A 17,222-nucleotide genomic window follows, 5' to 3' on the forward strand; every position below is an offset into this window, starting at 1 on the left:
ACGGAGTCTTATGTCCATGCATTCCCCCGTTGCACGTGTGATCGCTCCTTCCACTGCACGCCGTTGCCTGCGTCCGCTGCTGCTGTCCGCGCTGACGCTGGCCTTGGCTGCGTGCCAATCCGGCGAGCAGGACAAGGCCAAACCTGCCGCGGTCGCACCGGCTGCCGGCACCGCAGCCACCGCGCCTGCCACCGCAGCGGCACCGGCTGCGCAGACACCGATGCCGCAGTTCGTCAGCAAGGACGGCAAGCATGCGTTGATGGTCGATGGCGCGCCGTTCCTGATCCTGGGCGCGCAGGTCAACAACTCCAGCAACTATCCCGCCGTGATGGACAAGGTGTGGCCGGCGATGCAGGTGCTGGGCCCCAACACCGTGCAGGTGCCGATCGCCTGGGAGCAGGTCGAGCCGGAAGAAGGCAAGTTCGATTTCTCCTTCGTCGATACGCTGCTCACGCAAGCGCGCGAGCACAAGGTGCGGCTGGTGCTGCTGTGGTTTGCGACCTGGAAGAACAACGGCCCGGCCTACGCGCCGCACTGGGTCAAGACCGACAACCAGCGCTTCCCGCGCGTGGTGACGCGCGAGGGCAAGGCGATCGGGTCGCTGTCGCCGCATGCGCAGGCCACTTTGGATGCAGACCGCAAGGCCTTCGTTGCCTTCATGCAGCATCTGAAGAAAGTCGATCCGCAACACACCGTGATCATGATCCAGCCCGAGAACGAGCCGGGCACCTACGGCAGCGTGCGCGATTTCTCGCCGATGGCGCAGAAGCTGTTCGACGGCCCGGTGCCGGAGGAACTGCTCAAGCGCTTGAACAAGCAGCCGGGCAGCTGGGTACAGGTGTTCGGTGCCGATGCCGACGAGATCTTCCATGCCTGGTCGATCGGTCGCTATATCGACCAGGTGGCCGAGGCCGGCAAGGCCGAGTATCCGTTGCCGATGTACGTCAACGCCGCACTGCGTGGCCCGTTCAATCCCGGCCAGCCTGGTCAGTACGCCAGCGGCGGCCCCACCGACAACGTGCTGGATGTGTGGAAGGCCGCCGGCCCGCATATCGATCTGCTGGCGCCGGATATCTACATGCCCGAGTACCGCATGTACACCACGGTGCTGGAGCGTTACGCGCGGCCGGATAACGCCTTGTTCGTCGCCGAAACCGGCAATCGCCCCGAGTACGCGCGCTATCTGTTCCCCACGCTGGGCCACGACGGCATCGGCTGGTCGGCGTTCGGCATGGACTACACGCGTTATTCCAACTACCCGCTGGGCGCCAAGCACGTCAACGAAGAAACCCTGGCGCCATTCGCGCTGGGTTTCGACCTGGTCAAGCGCGGCATGCGCCCGTTCGCCAAGGCCGCCTCCGAAGGCAAGCTGCATGGCACTGCCGAAGAACCCGGTCAGGCGGTGCAGGAGCTGCAGCTCAACGAGCGTTGGGGCGCCACCATCACCTACGGCGTGCCGCAGTTCTGGTTCAAGGGTGAGCCGCCGGGCAATCCGGAGCCGATCGGTGCAGCGCTGATCGCCGAGCTGGGTCCGGACGAATTCCTGGTCACCGGCTACCACGTGCGCGTGACCCTGCATCCGGCCAGCGAGGCGACTGCCAACATGCTCTACGACCGCGTCGAGGAAGGCGTCTTTGACGGCAGCGACTGGAAGTTCGAGCGCAACTGGAACGGCGACCAGACCGATTACGGCGTCAATTTTTCCAGCGCGCCGCAGCTGCTCAAGATCAAGCTGGCGACTTACAAGTAAGCCTGGCCACCAACGTGCTGCGCAGCCCGATCGTCGCGCAGCACGCTGTTCGCCAGGTTGAATTCAATGAACCCATGCGTTGCCGCCCCCGCGGCAGCGTTTCGTAATTCCAAGGGAGTGAACATGCAAACCATCAACCGTTCCGCCGGCCATGCGCCTGCCACCCGACGTACACCGCTTGCGCAGTGCCTGGCGTTGTCGCTGGCCTTGCTGGCCAATGCCGCGCACGCGCAGGAAGTGCGCAAGGCCGCCGATGGCGTCACCGTGGTGCCGAGCGCCAAGGGCGCCGCACCGGTGCGTCTGCAGGTGGTCGATGCCGGCATCATCCGCGTCAGTGCCGACCCGGACGGCGACTTCGCGCGCAGCCCCAGCCTGATGCGCGTGCCGGTGCAGGGCGATGGCAACTTCCAGCTGGCCGAGCAGGGCGACAGCGTGCAGCTGAAGACCGGCAAGATCACCGCCACCGTGTCCACCGTCGATGGCAATGTCAGCTTCGCCGATGCCAATGGCAAGCCGGTGCTGTCGGAGGTTGCCGGCGGGCGCAGCTTTGCGCCGCTGAAAGTGGAGGGCAAGCAGTACCTGAGCGTGCGTCAGCGTTTCCAGTCGCCCGACGACGAAGCCCTGTACGGCTTCGGCCAGCACCAGCAGGGCTGGATGAACCAGAAGGGCCGCAACATTGAGTTGCAGCAGAACAATATCGACATGGCGGTGCCGTACCTGGTGTCCAGCCGCAACTACGGTCTGCTGTGGGACAACAACTCGATCAGTCGCCTGGGCGACCCGCGTGGCCTGCAGCCGCTGCCCAAGACGCTGAAGTTGTATGACGCCAAGGGCAAGGCCGGTGCGCTGACCGCACGTTATGCGATCAACGGCAAGCAGATCGTCGAACGTCGCGAGAGCGAGGTGAACTACCAGTACCTCAGCGACCTGACCAAGTATCCGAAGAAGGCGATCACCAAGGACAAGGACAGCCGCATGCAGGTCACCTGGGAGGGCGAGATCGAAGCGCTCACCGGTGGCGAGCACACCTTCTCGCTGTATTCGAGCGAGTACGCCAAGCTGTATGTGGACGGCAAGCTGGTCGTCGATCGCTGGCGCCAGAACTGGAACCCGTGGAATCACGAGTTCAAGCTTGAGCTGGAGCCGGGCACGCGCCACACCGTCAAGGTCGAGTGGGACCTGATCGACCCCAGCTACATCGCGCTGCTGCATCGCGACCCGCTGCCGGCCGCCGAAGCGAAGGACCTATCGCTGTGGTCCGAAGCCGGCCAGATGATCGACTACTACTTCGTCTCGGCCGATTCCTACGACCAGGCGGTGGCCGGCTATCGCGAGCTCACCGGCAAGTCGGTGATGCTGCCCAAGTGGGCCTACGGCTTCTGGCAGAGCCGCGAGCGTTACAAGAGCCAGGACGAGTTGGTCGGCGCGGTGGCCGAGTACCGCAAGCGCAAGCTGTCGCTGGACAACATCGTGCTCGACTGGTCGTACTGGCCCGAGAATGCCTGGGGCTCGCACGATTTCGACCCGCAGCACTTCCCCGATCCGGACGGCATGGTCAAGGCCGTGCACGACATGCATGCGCAGATCATGATTTCGATCTGGCCCAAGTTCTATCCCACCACCGCCAACTACAAGGAACTGGACGCTGCCGGTTTCATGTACAAGCGCAACGTCGAAGTCGGTGAGCTGGACTGGATCGGCAAGGGCTACAAGAACTCGTTCTACGATCCGTATTCGGAAAAGGCGCAGGCCATCTACTGGCGCCAGGTCAACGAGAAGCTCAACAGCAAGGGCTTCGATGCCTGGTGGATGGACGCCGACGAACCGGACGTGCATTCCAACCTGGACATCGGCGAGCGCAAGGCACGCACCACGCCCAACGCGCTGGGCTCGTCTACCGAATACTTCAACTCCTACCCGCTGCCGCACACGCATGGCGTGTACGTGGGTGACCGAGCGGCCGACGACAAGCGCGTGTTCATCCTCTCGCGCAAGGGCTATGCCGGCACCCAGCGCAATGCGGTGGCGGTGTGGAGCGGCGACATCGTCTCGCGCTGGGACGACATGCGCGACCAGATATCCGGTGGCGTCAACATGGCGCTGTCGGGCCTGCCCAACTGGACCTTCGACATCGGCGGCTTTGCGGTGGAGAAGCGCTACGAGAACCAGGACCCGGCGCACCTGCCGGAATGGCGCGAACTCAACACGCGCTGGTTCCAGTTCGGCGCATTCGTGCCGATCTTCCGCTCGCACGGCCAGTTCCCGTACCGCGAGATCTGGAACATCGCCCCGGAAGGCACGCCGTTCTACGACAGCATGGCGTACTACAACCGCCTGCGTTACGCGCTGCTGCCGTACATCTACAGCCTGGCCGGCGATACCTATCAGCGCGATGGCGTGATCATGCGCGGCATGATGATGGACTTCCCGAACGACCCCAAGGTCCGCGACATCAACGACCAGTACCTGTTCGGGCCGGCGTTCCTGGTCGCACCGGTGACCCGCTTCGGCGCCACCTCGCGTCAGGTCTATCTGCCGGCCGGCAGCAGCTGGCTGGATTTTTCCACCGGCAAGCGCTACGAAGGCGGCCAGAGCATCGAAGCCGCTGCGCCGATCGAGCGCATGCCGTTGTTCGTGCGCGCCGGTTCCATCGTGCCGACCGGCCCGGTGCAGGAATACGTGGATCAAACGCCGGATGCGCCGCTCACCGTGGTGGTCTACACCGGTGCCGACGGCCAGTTCTCGCTGTATGAGGACGACGGCAAGGGCTACGGCTACGAGAAGGGCGAATTCAGCCGCATTCCGCTGAGCTGGAACCAGGCCAAGGGCGAGCTGAGCATCGGCAAGCGCGAAGGCAGCTGGACCGATATGCAGGCCAGGCGCACCGTCAATGTGCGCTTCGTCGACGGCCCGCGCGACGATGCCGGTGCGCTCGAGCCCAAGACCGACGCCAGCATCCAGTACGACGGCAAGCCGGTCAGCGTGTTGCAGCGCAAGATTGCGTCCGGCAAAGCGCGTCGCCGATGATCGCAGGTCGTTGTCAGTCAGTGAGTGCGCAGATGCCGGATCGCCGCAAGGCTCGGGCGTGCAGGTCCGGTCATGCATCACGGCGGTGCACGTGCTGACCCGCAGGGAAGTCTGCAAGGCAACCGGTGCCGCACTCGCGGTGCTGGGTGCTGCGCCGGCGGCTTCTGCTGTTGCTGCGCAGGCGAAGGCAGCCGGCAATCAAGCGCTGCCTGCCGTCGCTGCCGGCGCTGCCTTGCAGCTGTGGTATCGCGAACCAGCCAACGAATGGGTACAGGCCTTGCCGGTCGGCAATGGCCGGCTGGGCGCGATGGTGTGGGGCGGCATTGCCCACGAGCGCCTGCAACTGAACGAGGACACGCTGTACGCAGGCGGCCCGTACGACGCCACCAGCCCCGACGCGCTGGCGGCCTTGCCGCAGGTGCGCGCACTGATTTTTGCCGGGCGCTATGCCGAGGCCGAGACACTGGCCGACGCCAAGTTGCTCTCGCGTCCGCTCAAGCAGATGCCGTATCAACCGCTGGGCGATCTGCTGCTGGATTTCGACCGTGCCGACGGCATCAGTGAGTATCGCCGTCAGCTCGATCTGGATACCGGCGTGGCCACCACCACGTTCCGCTCCGGCGGTGCTGTGCACAAGCGCGAAGTGTTCGTGTCGGCGCAATCGCAGTGCATCGTGGTGCGCCTGTCCTGCGATCGCCCCCGTGCGATTTCCTTGCGCGTGGGCATCGACAGCCCGCAGACCGGCGAGGTCGCAGTGGAGCAGGGCGGCCTGTTGTTCAGCGGTCGCAACGGCAGCTTCGCCGGTATCGACGGCAAGCTGCGTTTTGCGTTGCGCGTGTTGCCGCAGATCAAGGGCGGCACGGTCAGCGATCTGCGCGACCGCTTGCGCATCGAAGGCGCCGATGAAGTGGTGCTGCTGCTCACTGCCGCCACCAGCTACCAACGCTTTGATGCCGTCGATGGCGACCCGCTCGCGCTGACTGCAGCAAGTTTGAAACAAGCAGGCAAGCTGGATTACGCGGCATTGCTGCGTGCGCATCTGGTCGATCATCAGCGGCTGTTCCGGCGCGTGGCGATCGACCTCGGCACCAGCGAAGCGGCGAAGCTGCCCACCGACAAACGCGTGCAGGCGTTTGCCAAGGGCAATGACCCGGCAATGGCGGCGCTGTATCACCAATTCGGTCGTTACCTGCTGATCTGCAGCTCGCGGCTCGGTTCGCAGCCGGCCAATCTGCAGGGCATCTGGAACGACCTGATGCAGCCGCCGTGGGAAAGCAAGTACACCATCAACATCAACACCGAGATGAACTACTGGCCCAGCGAGGCCAACGCGCTGCACGAATGCGTCGAACCGCTGGAATCGATGCTGTTCGATCTGGCCAAAACCGGTGCACACACCGCACGCGCGATGTACGACGCGCCCGGTTGGGTGGTGCACAACAACACCGATCTGTGGCGCCAGGCCGGGCCGATCGATGGCGCCAAGTGGAGCCTGTGGCCGATGGGCGGCGTGTGGCTGCTGCAGCAGCTGTGGGACCGCTGGGATTACGGCCGTGACCGTGCCTACCTGGGCAAGATCTATCCCTTGTTCAAGGGCGCGGCGGAGTTCTTCGTCGCCACGCTGGTCAAGGATCCGCAGACCGGCGCGATGGTGACCAACCCCTCGATGTCGCCGGAAAACCAGCATCCGTTCAACGCAGCACTGTGTGCAGGCCCCACGATGGATGCGCAGCTGCTGCGCGATCTGTTCGCCCAATGCATCGCGATGAGCAAACTGCTCAAGGTCGACGATGCCTTTGCGCAACAACTGAGCACGCTGCGCGAGCAACTGCCGCCCAACCGCATCGGCAAGGCGGGGCAGTTGCAGGAATGGCAGCAGGACTGGGACATGCAGGCCCCGGAGATCCATCATCGCCACATCTCGCATCTGTACGCCCTGCATCCCTCCAGCCAGATCAATCTGCGCGATACGCCCGAGCTTGCCGCTGCAGCCAAACGCACGCTGGAAACGCGTGGCGACAACACCACCGGTTGGGGCATCGGCTGGCGCTTGAATCTGTGGGCGCGCCTGTCCGATGCCGAGCATGCGTATCGCATCCTGCAATTGCTGATTTCGCCCGAGCGCACCTACCCGAATCTGTTCGACGCGCATCCGCCGTTTCAGATCGATGGCAACTTCGGCGGCACCGCCGGCATCACCGAGATGCTGTTACAAAGTTGGGGTGGCAGCGTGTTTTTGCTGCCCGCATTGCCCAGTGCCTGGCCGCGCGGCAGTGTGCGCGGCTTGCGCGTGCGCGGCGGTGCCAGCGTGGACCTGGAATGGGACGGCGGTCGCCTGCAGCAGGCACGCGTACACAGCGACCGTGGCGGGCGCTATCAACTGTCTTACGCAGGGCAGACCCTGGACCTGGAACTGGGCGCCGGTCGCACCCAGCAGGTCGGCCTCAACAACAACCGATTGGTGACGCAATGAGCTTGTACATAGGACTGGATGTGGGCACGCAGAGCGTCAAGCTGGTGGCCTACGATCCGCAGGAGCGCGAGGTGGTGGCCACCATCGCCGCGCCCATGGAGCTGATCAGCCGCGATGACGGCACCCGCGAGCAACAGGCGCAGTGGTGGATCGACGGCATCGTGCATTGCTTCGCACAGCTCGATGGAGAGCTGCGTGCGCAGGTACGCGGCATCTCGGTCTCCGGCCAGCAGCACGGCTTTGTGCCGGTGGCCGCCGATGGCAGCGTCACCGCACCGGTGAAGCTGTGGTGCGACACCAGCACCGCGCGGGAGTGCGACGAGATCATGGACCTGGTGGGCGGCGTGGCCGGCACTGTGGCCACTGCCGGCAACCCGATCATGGCCGGCTATACCGCCTCCAAATTGCCGTGGACGCGCAAGCATCGCCCCGAGGCGTACGCCGCGATGACCACGGTGATGCTGCCGCACGATTACGTGAATTTCTGGCTCACCGGCGAGCGCTTCACCGAAGTCGGCGATGCCTCCGGCACCGGCTGGCTGGATGTGCGCACCCGCCAGTGGTCCGAGCGCATGCTCGGCGCGATGGATGCACAGCGCGATCTGCGCGATGCATTGCCGCCGCTGGTGGAAACCGGCGCGGTGTATGCCTTGTCCGACGCAGCTGCAGAGGCGCTGAATCTGCCGGCCGGCGTGCGTGTCACCACCGGCGGCGGCGACAACATGATGGCCGCGATCGGCACCGGCAACGTGGTGCCGGGTCGCTTGACCATGAGCCTGGGCACTTCCGGCACCTTGTTCGCCTATGCCGATCACCCGGTGGTGGACGACGAGGCACGCTGGGCCGCGTTTTGCTCTTCCAGTGGCGGTTGGCTGCCGCTGATCTGCACGATGAACTGCACCGTCGCCACCGAGGCGGTGATGCAGATGTTTTCCATCACCCGCGAACAGACCGAGGCGCTGATTGCCAGCACCACACCGGGCGCCGATGGTCTGGTGTTGCTGCCGTTCTTCAATGGCGAGCGCACCCCGAATCTGCCGTCCGCACGCGGCTGCCTGTTCGGCATGGAGTTGTACAACACCACCCCGGCGCACTTCTATCGCGCCGCGATGGAAGGGGCGACCTACAGCCTGCGCAACGGCTTCGATGCATTCGTTGCCGCAGGCCTGCAGTTCGACACCATCCTGCTCACCGGCGGCGGCAGCAAGAGCGCGCAATGGCGGCAGATGGTGGCCGATATCTTCAATCTGCAGGTCGTGGTGCCAACCCAGCCCGAAGGCGCCGCCTTCGGCGCTGCATTGCAGGCCTTGTGGGCCTGCGATCGCGACGATGGCGGTGCAGACGCATTGTCGGATGTGGTGCTGGAGCATCTGCAGACCGACGAGGCGCTATCGGCGCGCCCGGATCCGCAGCGCGTGGCCCAGTATCAACAGCATTACCAGAACTTCCTCAAGCACCTGCAGGTCGTCAGCCCGCTCTACGCCGGCTGATCGACAACCCCCTTTACAACTCCCCCAGCAGCAAGGACATCTCACCCCATGAGCAACACCGTCTACATCGGCGCGAAAGAATATTTCCCCGGCATCGGCAAGATCGGCTTCGAAGGCCGCGACTCCGACAACCCGCTGGCGTTCAAGGTCTACGACGCCAACAAGCAGATCGGCGACAAGACCATGGCCGAGCACCTGCGCTTTGCCGTGGCCTACTGGCACAGCTTCTGCGGCAACGGCGCCGATCCGTTCGGTCCGGGCACGCGTGCGTATCCGTGGGATGTGGGCAACACCGCGCTCAATCGCGCCGAAGCCAAGGCCGATGCCGCGTTCGAGTTCTTCACCAAGCTCGGCGTGCCGTATTACTGCTTCCACGACGTGGACCTGTCGCCGGATGCCGACGACATCGGCGAGTACGAGAGCAACCTGAAGCACATGGTGGCCATTGCCAAGCAGCGTCAGGCCGACACCGGCGTCAAGCTGTTGTGGGGCACGGCCAACCTGTTCTCGCACCCGCGTTACATGAACGGCGCGTCGACCAATCCGGACTTCAATGTGGTGGCGCGTGCGGCAGTGCAGGTCAAGGCCGCAATCGATGCCACCGTCGAGTTGGGCGGCGAGAACTATGTGTTCTGGGGCGGCCGCGAAGGCTACGCCTGCCTGCACAACACGCAGATGAAGCGCGAGCAGGACAATATGGCGCGCTTTCTGACCCTGGCACGCGACTACGGCCGCGCGATCGGATTCACCGGCAATTTCCTGATCGAGCCCAAGCCGATGGAGCCGATGAAGCACCAGTACGACTTCGACAGCGCCACTGTGATCGGCTTCCTGCGCCAGCACGGCCTGGACCAGGATTTCAAGCTCAATATCGAAGCCAACCACGCCACGTTGTCGGGTCACAGTTTCGAGCACGACCTGCAGGTTGCCAGCGATGCGGGCCTGCTCGGCAGTATCGATGCCAACCGCGGCAATCCGCAGAACGGCTGGGACACCGATCAGTTCCCGACCGACCTGTACGACACCGTTGGCGCGATGCTGGTGGTGCTGCGGCAGGGCGGGCTGGCACCGGGCGGTCTGAATTTCGATGCCAAGGTGCGGCGTGAATCGTCCGATCCGCAGGATCTGTTCATGGCGCACATCGGCGGCATGGACGCGTTCGCACGCGGTCTGGAAGTGGCCAATGCGTTGCTGACGTCTTCGCCGTTGGAGCAGTGGCGCGCCGAGCGTTACGCCAGCTTCGACAGCGGCGCCGGTGCGGCATTTGCCGATGGCACCAGCACGCTGGTGGATGTGGCAAATCATGCGGCCGGCAATGAGCCAAAGCAACTCAGCGGCCGCCAGGAAGCCTACGAGAACCTGATCAACCAGTATCTGACGCGTTGATGTCCCGTGGCCGGCGGCGCCCTGCGCGTCGCCGGCCGATGTCGGCCACCCCCGTGGCCGCTCCCTTGCATGCTTCCAGGTGAACCCATGTCCAGTGTCTCCGTAAACGGCGCCCCCGATGCCGGTGAGAACACCCGTTTTATCGTCCTGATCAGTTGCGTAGCCACGATCGGCGGATTTTTGTTCGGTTTCGATAGCGGTGTGATCAACGGCACTGTCGATGGCCTGAAGCAGACCTTCAATTCCAGTGCCGCCGAGACCGGGTTCGAAGTCGCCTCGATGCTGCTGGGTTGCGCCATTGGCGCCTTCTTTGCCGGCCGTCTGGCCGACCGCTGGGGCCGCCGCGCAGTCCTGATCATTTCTGCGGCGCTGTTTCTGGTTTCGGCGATTGGCGCCGGTGCCTCGCACAGCTCCGCCTTTTTCATCTTCGCCCGCGTGATGGGCGGCTTTGCGGTGGGCGCGGCCAGCGTCATCTCGCCGGCCTACATCGCCGAGGTCGCCTCCGCGCGCTATCGCGGCCGGCTGGCCACGATGCAGCAGATCGCCATCATCAGCGGGCTGTTCTGCGCATTCCTGAGCAACTACCTGCTGGCCAACGCCGCCGGTGCTTCCACCGAGCCGCTATGGGCCGGGCAGGCCGCCTGGCGCTGGATGTTCTGGATGCAGGCGATTCCCTCGCTGCTGTTCCTGTTGCTGTTGTTGGTCATCCCGGAAAGCCCGCGCTATCTGGTGGTCAAGGGTCGTCGCGAGCAGGCGCTGGTGGTGTTGAAGCGCCTGTACGGCAATACCGCCGCGCAGACCAAGCTGGCCGAGATCTCGGCCTCGATGTCGGCCGACCAGCACAAGCCCAAGTTCTCCGACCTGATCAACAAGGCTACCGGCAAGATCCGCCCCATCGTCTGGATCGGCGTGGGCCTGGCGGTGTTCCAGCAACTGGTCGGCATCAACGTGGTGTTCTATTACGGCGCCGTGCTGTGGCAGGCGGTGGGCTTCTCCGAGCAGGACGCGCTGCTGATCAACGTGCTCTCCGGCGGCCTGAGCATCGGGGCCTGCCTGGTCACGGTGATGCTGGTCGACAAGATCGGCCGCAAACCGCTGCTGTGGATCGGCTCGGCCGGCATGGCGGTCTCGCTGGCCCTGGTGACCTATGCCTTTGCCACTGCCTCGCTGGATCCCAACGGCAAGCTCGCCATGTCCGACGCCATGGGCATGCTGGCGCTGGTGGCCGCCAACGTCTACGTGGTGTTCTTCAACGCCTCGTGGGGCCCGGTGATGTGGGTGATGCTGGGCGAGATGTTCCCCAACCAGATCCGCGGCTCGGGTCTGGCCATCGCCGGTGCGGCGCAGTGGACCTCCAACTTCGCCATCACCGTCAGCTTCCCGATCCTGCTCGGCAGCATCGGCCTGGCCGGTGCCTACGGCATCTACACGGTCGCCGCCTTCATCTCGGTGTTCTTCGTGCTCAAGTACGTCTACGAGACCAAGGGCAAGGAGCTGGAGCAGATGGAGGGCTGATCCTGTCTGTTATGCCAATATCGGCATGAAAAACGGAGAAGGCCGCGCATTGCGTGGCCTTCTTCGTTGACGGTCTTGCTTATGCCGAGCATAGAAGCGCAACTGCATAAACTGTTCTATCCAGGCGGTGGTGATCGCTTGAAGCAATCACGCGCTTGCGCTCACTGTTGCAAGCGATCAGCAGGATCCAACAGCTCATCGCTACGCGCTGATGTGTCTGCATCGCAGCAAGAAGCAATGCACCAGTAAAGTGCAAGGCATGTCTTCAAACGCCATTGGCCAATAGCGAAGAGCGCACCTACGTTGCAAATTGTGCGCCACCGCTATACTCCGCCAGGCAGTTCCCCCCAGACTAGGACGAATGATGGAACCAAGGAGCGGTGGTATGGATTTAGCCAGACAACTTGCCAAGGGCCTGCTGATCAGTACCTGCTACTGCTTGGCGTTTGTGATGCTTTGGTTTACATCCATAGATCAGTGGTATCTACCGGTAGGTTTGCGAGTCGTTGCCCTGCTTTTCAGGCCGTATCGTGAGTGGCCGTTCCTGCTTGCAGGGGATGCCGCCGCAATGTTGTGGCTGCGGATCCCTCTAGGGGAAATGCAGGGGTTCGATCCCATATGGTCGTATTTGAGTCCTTTTCTACATTCGCCTTTGATTGCCTGCGCTATTGGCCTCTTGCGATTCTATGCACCTGACATTGTCAAAAGTAATCAATGGCTTATTCCCGCTGCAGCAGCAATAGGCCTTTGGAATGCGCTGTGCAGCGTTCTATTAAACTGGTCGCTTGGCGGCCCGCCAGTAAATCCTTTTTTTGAGCTGCTACTGCGTTATTGGTCGGGTAGTTATCTTGGTATGTTGGTGTTGTTGCTTCCGATGATGCTTTGGTCAAACTGGAAGAATGGGCCTGTCCGACCTGACCTGAGCCGAGATCTTGGCCTGTCAGTAACTGGGATCTTAAGTTTATTCTTCATGCTGAGTGTGGTGGATGATCAGGTCTTTCGGAATGTTCTAATGCTAGGGATGATGGTGCCAATGGTTGTGTTGACCTTCCGGCACGGCTGGAGGGGTGCCGCCCTAGGCTCGTTGCTGGCAAGCCTGTCGCTTGAGTTTTCACTCCCGCGCATTTATCAGTTAGGTTTCTTCGATCGCTCTGTGTTCAATATGCAGTTGCTGCATGCATTAATTACTACTGTACTCTTTATATTCAATGCTCGGCTGCGTGAGAAAGCTCCTTCGGACGCTGCGACGGGCGCTAAAGTTGAATCGCTTGTCCTTGCCCGAGCAAGCTACCTAGGCGCTGAGCGTATGCTGCGTAATCGTGTGATTGAATATTCCGACATCAATGTTCAAATCAACCGGATGCGCAAAGATATCATCGCCGACTTGCGGGCAAAGGGGCAGAATGCGTTGGCAATGGAGATGACGAGGGTTGGTGTTATTGAATCTCAATTGTTGCAACAATACGTTGCTGCATTGTATCCTTTGGAGATAGAAACGCACGGGCTATTCCGGGCGTTGCAGTCATCTGCGTTAGAGCGATTCTGTAACTCTCAACTTCAAAGTGTATTGCGCGGAGATTGCAGAGCGTTATCTTTGGGGCTTCAACTTGCTGCTTACAGATGTGTGCTGAATAGTGTTGAGCTGTTGCCTGAGGCTAGTAAACATTTTATTCAAGCGCGAGCATGGATAGGAAAGCGGTCCAGAGGTGTTGTGATAAGAGTCATCGCAGATGCATCTCTCATTGAGTCCTCACGTCGAGAATCTCTTGATGCCGAAGCGGAACTCAAGACGAGATTGAAATCGCATGGCGGCATGTTTCGTCGCCGCCATGCGTTAGTCTTGACGTTTTTTGTGACGGAGCCGTGTTCCACTACGTCTACGGAGATACCATCCAGTGTTGGCCAGTGGCTTCTTGCCGGACGCGCACTGTGAAATTTTCTGTTTGATAAACCAGTCGAGCATTGAGGCTATGGGCTGTGCCAGGTGTTGACGACTCCGTCGACTTGGTGCGTGATGCAATTTTATTGACTGCTGGAAGTTCAACGCGGTCTGCATCTTTTCCCATCGGTAAAGTCCATAGCGCGTCGTCCACTCTCGCGACAACGGCGTAGACTACCCCCGTTACGTCATTGATCTGTAAGTACGTCACTCCGTCACGACTAAACTCATAGATGGCTAGCGATGGGTCTATAGCGAGATTCCTCGCTCTCGGGTTGCTGTCACCAAGCCCTGTAGTGGCATGCACTCCCACGCCGCCATTGGCGCAACACTGGGCCATTGTAGAGCCTGATAAAAGGATGCCTGCGATCAAGCTAACGATCTTGAGCAAAGTTGAGGCGCTCTTTTTCATGGTTTTGCCTTCCCCTGTCTTGGGGCGATGTGCCTGCGATCCAGGCATGCCTACGGTACGTCGGGAAAGCTGTTGAGTGGTGATTGATCGTTGCAAAATTTTCTGTGTCCCGATGGGACGTTTTTTGATGAGATCTTGGTTTGTCAATTCGCGGAAAGGTATTTCAATACTGTGGCGAGTCCGTGATTTTTTTGCCCTAAAGCGCCTCGCCTCGGCCATAAGGGTTGGGGCCCTGAATTCGGTGTGGCGTTAGCCCCGAGGTAGAACCCTGTCGTGCAAGCGTGGCCATGCGAAACTTGACGATATGCTCAAGTTCGTCGCTTTAGTTAGGGCTGACGCTGTCAGGTAATTGGCGCAGCCAATTATTTTGCCCGGAGAGGTCTAGCCGGAATGATTAGCATCTCACGCCTAACTCGCTGCGAGCACGCTCAAACCACCCAATCACCTGCTGGTGATGCGCCTGGCCCCAGCGACGCAGAAATTGCTGGGTGTGGTGGTCGTTGGAGTTGCGCAGGCTGGTCAGACGCTCGGCGATGAAGAGGGCGGTCAATGGCTGCCCGCAGTCGACTTCGATGCAATGGCGCCAGGCGGTGTAGCTGTCGGGAAGGGCGGCAGACATTGGGCGGGCTCCGGTAGGCAAGGAAATGAACCTGAAGGCGCAGGCAAGCAAGCATGGGCTTGCTTTTGCGCAGCGATTGTTACTTTATAACACTTCATCTCCCTCGCTAGGCCAAGCTCCCGTGTCGTGTTCACTGCCGTTGTGCGTGTGCTCCAAGTCGAGTCGGTCGCCAGATCGGAGATGGCGAGGCTGCTGTATCTTTCGTCCCGGGTGGGCGCCATGAAGCGGCGACAGCTGCTGCAGACCGCCGGCGCGGCGCTGGTGCTGTCGCCGGGCCTGGGCTATGCGCAAGGGGTTCCGGCACTGCGCAGCTGCGGCGTGCAGCAGCACGATGACGGCCTGCGGCTTCGACTCGAATTGAGCGGCCAGGTCGCGTACCGCAGTTTCGGTCTGTCCGATCCCGAACGCTTGGTCATCGACCTGTCCGGCGTCTCGGCCCAGCCACCGCGGATCGATCCGTTGCCTGGTGGCCTTGCCGTCGTCGCGATTCGCAGCGGTCCGCATATGGACGGATTGCGCGTGGTACTCGATCTGGCGCAGCCATTGGCAGCGACTGCGCGGTGGGAGGGCAATGCGCTGGTGCTGGATCTTGCTGCGGCTTCCGGCGCTGCGTCGTTGTCCGCCACCGATCGAAGCGATCCGGCTGTCGCAGCGCCGGTGCCCACACGTTCGCGCCTGCACCCCTACGTGGTCGCCATCGACGCCGGCCACGGCGGCAAGGATCCCGGCGCGGTCAGTGCCGATGCGCGTTATGAGAAGCATGTGGCCATGGCGGTCGCGGGGCGCCTGCACCAGCGTCTGGCGGCCGACCCGCGTTACCGGCCGACGATGATCCGCAGCGACGACCGCTTCGTGCCGCTGCACGAGCGGGTGCTGATCGCCCATCGCCGCAACGCCGATCTGTTCGTCTCCATCCACGCCGATGCTGCGCCCAACAGCGAGGCACGCGGTGCCTCGGTGTTCGCGCTGTCGCAGAACGGCGCCAGCTCCGCATTGGCGCGCTGGATCGCCGATAGCGAGAACGCCGCCGACGACATGGGCGATAGCGCGCGCCGTTTGCGGGTGCCCAGCAATCCGGTGTTGTCGCAGGTGCTGGCCGATCTGTCGCTGAGCGGCACCATCGCCAGCAGCCTGCAGTTCGGTAGCTTGATGCTCGGCCGGTTGCAGCAGGTGACACGGCTGCATCAGAACCAGGTGGGGCAGGCCGGCTTTGCGGTGTTGAAGTCGCCGGATATCCCCTCGCTGCTGGTGGAAACCGGCTTCATGAGCAATCGCGACGATTGCCGGCGGCTGTGTGGCGATGCGCATCAGGACGAACTTGCGCAGACCTTGCATGCCGGCATCGACGATTACTTTCAGGCGTTTCCCGGTCGCGCCTGAGGCGCGATCACTCCCCCCTCATTCAACGAGCTTTCGATGTCCGCCACGCTTCCCGATGTTGCCGTTACCGAACGTTCCACGTTGAGCGCGCCGCTGCGTTGGGTGGGCATGCAGGACATCGCCATGCCGGTGCGCCTGGACGAAGCCGAGCCAAGCGGTACTGTGGTCGCACGCGCCACTGTGCAGGTGGATCTGCCACAGCCCGAGCGCAAGGGCATCCATATGTCGCGGTTGTATCGATTGCTCGATCAGCACCTGGAGCAACCGTTGTCGCCAGCGATGCTGTCGCATTTGCTGCAGGCCATGATTGACAGCCACGCCGATTGCGGCAGCCGCGCAGCGCGCGTGTCGCTGGCCTTCGAGTTGATGCTGCGGATGCCGGCATTGCTGAGCGAAGGGTTGGCCGGTTGGCGCGCGTATCCGGTGCGGATCGACGCGCAATGCAGGGCAGGGCGCAGCCATGTGCGTCTGCAGATCGATGTGCTCTACGCCTCTACATGCCCATGTTCTGCGGCGTTATCGCGCCAGTTGCTGAGCGAGGCGTTCTTGCAGCAACACGCCGGGCGTGAGGCACTGCCGCCGGAAGACGTTGCGCACTGGCTGCAACATCACGGCTCGTACGCCACGCCGCATAGCCAGCGCAGCGTGGCGCAGGTGCGCGTGGACCTGATCGCCTGCACGCAGCGGTTCGATATCCGCGAGTTGGTCGGTCTGTGCGAACAAGCGCTGGCCACGCCGGTGCAGGCCGCAGTGCGGCGCATCGACGAGCAGGCGTTTGCGCGCTTGAACGGCGCCAACCTGATGTATGTCGAAGACGCTGCGCGGCGTCTGCGCAAGATACTGGCCGAGCGCTATGCCAACTTCCATGTGGCGGTTCGCCATTTCGAAAGTCTGCATGCCCACGACGCGGTTGCCGAGACCGACAGCGATGCCGAGGGCTTTCATCCATTTGCCGATTGAGGGATTGCCATGCCGTGCAAGAATTCGCTGCGTTGTGCGCCACGTCCACGCAAACGCGGTGTCGATCTGGCTGCGATGCGCAGTGCGCCGCCCACCGCGCAAGCGTGCGTCGTTGCCGGGCCGTCTGTGGTCATTCGCGCCAACGCGATCGGTGCGAATACGAGAGTGCATCGCTGCTGATCGGCAGCAATATCGCTGGCGTTTTGCTGCAGGTTTCGCAGCAAGTCAGCCGGCACCCACAAGCGAGCGCGACAGATTGCACATGGGTTGC

At 62.5% G+C, this 17,222-nt stretch carries 10 protein-coding genes; 9 read left to right on the forward strand and 1 reads right to left on the reverse strand.

Features of this window, described 5'->3' with window-relative positions; genetic code table 11:
* Positions 1-10: 10 nt before the first annotated feature.
* The 7 genes from galD to NYR97_RS18220 all read left to right on the forward strand — a co-directional run bounded on the left by galD (position 11) and on the right by NYR97_RS18220 (position 13,574).
* Positions 11-1,750, forward strand: coding sequence for a GH35 family beta-galactosidase GalD (gene galD / locus NYR97_RS18190; RefSeq protein ID WP_425613005.1), 1,740 nt, complete (start codon positions 11-13; stop codon positions 1,748-1,750).
* Positions 1,751-1,873: 123 nt separating this feature from the next.
* Positions 1,874-4,777 carry a TIM-barrel domain-containing protein gene (locus NYR97_RS18195; protein ID WP_316695161.1) on the forward strand — a complete coding sequence of 968 codons (2,904 nt, stop codon included), beginning with the start codon at positions 1,874-1,876 and terminating at the stop codon, positions 4,775-4,777.
* Between the two features lie 91 nt (positions 4,778-4,868).
* Positions 4,869-7,250 carry a glycoside hydrolase family 95 protein gene (locus tag NYR97_RS18200; protein WP_316695162.1) on the forward strand — a complete coding sequence of 794 codons (2,382 nt, stop codon included), beginning with the start codon at positions 4,869-4,871 and terminating at the stop codon, positions 7,248-7,250.
* The gene (gene xylB / locus NYR97_RS18205) at positions 7,247-8,740 is read left to right on the forward strand and encodes a xylulokinase (protein ID WP_316695163.1); all 1,494 of its coding nucleotides are present in this window, start codon (positions 7,247-7,249) and stop codon (positions 8,738-8,740) included. Before NYR97_RS18200 ends, xylB begins: the two co-directional genes overlap by 4 nt.
* A 48-nt stretch (positions 8,741-8,788) precedes the next feature.
* On the forward strand, positions 8,789-10,126 hold the full coding sequence (gene xylA / locus NYR97_RS18210) for a xylose isomerase (protein ID WP_316695164.1): 1,338 nt from the start codon (positions 8,789-8,791) through the stop codon (positions 10,124-10,126).
* Positions 10,127-10,213: 87 nt separating this feature from the next.
* Positions 10,214-11,641 carry a sugar porter family MFS transporter gene (locus NYR97_RS18215; RefSeq protein ID WP_316695165.1) on the forward strand — a complete coding sequence of 476 codons (1,428 nt, stop codon included), beginning with the start codon at positions 10,214-10,216 and terminating at the stop codon, positions 11,639-11,641.
* Positions 11,642-12,026: 385 nt separating this feature from the next.
* Complete coding sequence (locus tag NYR97_RS18220) at positions 12,027-13,574, forward strand: MASE1 domain-containing protein (RefSeq protein ID WP_316695166.1); 1,548 nt, start codon at positions 12,027-12,029, stop codon at positions 13,572-13,574.
* A gap of 812 nt (positions 13,575-14,386) precedes the next feature.
* On the opposite strand, the gene NYR97_RS18225 is transcribed toward NYR97_RS18220, so the two are convergent.
* Complete coding sequence (locus NYR97_RS18225) at positions 14,387-14,611, reverse strand: hypothetical protein (RefSeq protein WP_316695167.1); 225 nt, start codon at positions 14,609-14,611, stop codon at positions 14,387-14,389.
* Between the two features lie 219 nt (positions 14,612-14,830).
* Here NYR97_RS18225 and NYR97_RS18230 point away from each other — a divergent pair, with 219 nt between their 5' ends.
* Both NYR97_RS18230 and folE2 read left to right on the forward strand, forming a co-directional pair.
* Positions 14,831-15,991 (forward strand): N-acetylmuramoyl-L-alanine amidase, encoded by a 1,161-nt coding sequence (locus NYR97_RS18230; RefSeq protein ID WP_316695168.1) that lies wholly within the window; start codon positions 14,831-14,833, stop codon positions 15,989-15,991.
* A gap of 36 nt (positions 15,992-16,027) precedes the next feature.
* The gene (folE2, locus tag NYR97_RS18235; protein ID WP_316695169.1) at positions 16,028-16,951 is read left to right on the forward strand and encodes a GTP cyclohydrolase FolE2; all 924 of its coding nucleotides are present in this window, start codon (positions 16,028-16,030) and stop codon (positions 16,949-16,951) included.
* Positions 16,952-17,222: the final 271 nt, after the last annotated feature.

Source organism: Xanthomonas hydrangeae, from assembly GCF_032697525.1.
In the GTDB taxonomy this organism is placed as follows: domain Bacteria; phylum Pseudomonadota; class Gammaproteobacteria; order Xanthomonadales; family Xanthomonadaceae; genus Xanthomonas; species Xanthomonas hydrangeae.

Bases quoted from the DNA above. Each gene is read 5' to 3' on its own strand.
- galD (WP_425613005.1), top strand. From the start codon at position 11: ATGTCCATGCATTCCCCCGTTGCACGTGTGATCGCTCCTTCCACTGCA.
- NYR97_RS18195 (WP_316695161.1), top strand. From the start codon at position 1,874: ATGCAAACCATCAACCGTTCCGCCGGCCATGCGCCTGCCACCCGACGT.
- xylB (WP_316695163.1), top strand. From the start codon at position 7,247: ATGAGCTTGTACATAGGACTGGATGTGGGCACGCAGAGCGTCAAGCTG.
- xylA (WP_316695164.1), top strand. From the start codon at position 8,789: ATGAGCAACACCGTCTACATCGGCGCGAAAGAATATTTCCCCGGCATC.
- NYR97_RS18215 (WP_316695165.1), top strand. From the start codon at position 10,214: ATGTCCAGTGTCTCCGTAAACGGCGCCCCCGATGCCGGTGAGAACACC.
- NYR97_RS18220 (WP_316695166.1), top strand. From the start codon at position 12,027: ATGGATTTAGCCAGACAACTTGCCAAGGGCCTGCTGATCAGTACCTGC.
- NYR97_RS18225 (WP_316695167.1), bottom strand. From the start codon at position 14,611: ATGTCTGCCGCCCTTCCCGACAGCTACACCGCCTGGCGCCATTGCATC.
- NYR97_RS18230 (WP_316695168.1), top strand. From the start codon at position 14,831: ATGAAGCGGCGACAGCTGCTGCAGACCGCCGGCGCGGCGCTGGTGCTG.
- folE2 (WP_316695169.1), top strand. From the start codon at position 16,028: ATGTCCGCCACGCTTCCCGATGTTGCCGTTACCGAACGTTCCACGTTG.